This is a genomic window from Bacillus sp. AFS012607, assembly GCF_002558005.1.
Taxonomy (GTDB): domain Bacteria; phylum Bacillota; class Bacilli; order Bacillales; family Bacillaceae_G; genus Bacillus_A; species Bacillus_A thuringiensis_S.
Map to the genome: position 1 here is coordinate 1 of NZ_NTVM01000095.1, position 375 is coordinate 375.

Sequence of the window (375 nt, forward strand, 5' to 3'; positions counted from 1 at the left end):
TGGAATGAAGAGGAAATGGAGGAATTACAAAAAGCAAGTGAAAGAGTAGGAGAAGATCATGAGTAAAAGTTATAAGAAAAAGTATCAAACGAAATCACCAGAAGAAAAGAAAGAAGCGGTGCAAGCTTTAACAAAAAAGATGGAAAAAAGCGTTGAAGGTTATTTTCGTACACCGGGAGATTTAAAAGAGTATCTAACGTTTATGGCAAAGTTTTATCACTATTCATCATCTAATATTTCATTAATACAGAGTCAATTCCAGGGAGCCAGTGCAGTTGGTTCCTTTTCTTTTTGGAAAGAAAAAGGATTTCCGGTTAAGAAGGGTGAGAAAGGAATAAAAATTCTTGTTCCAAACCGAACGGTAGCAAGATTTAA

At 34.7% G+C, this 375-nt stretch carries 1 protein-coding gene; it reads left to right on the forward strand.

The window, feature by feature from the left end; all coding sequences use genetic code 11:
- Nucleotides 1–58: 58 nt before the first annotated feature.
- Nucleotides 59–375: ArdC-like ssDNA-binding domain-containing protein (locus tag CN409_RS30980; protein WP_240518692.1), on the forward strand; the 317-nt coding region annotated here is incomplete at its 3' end.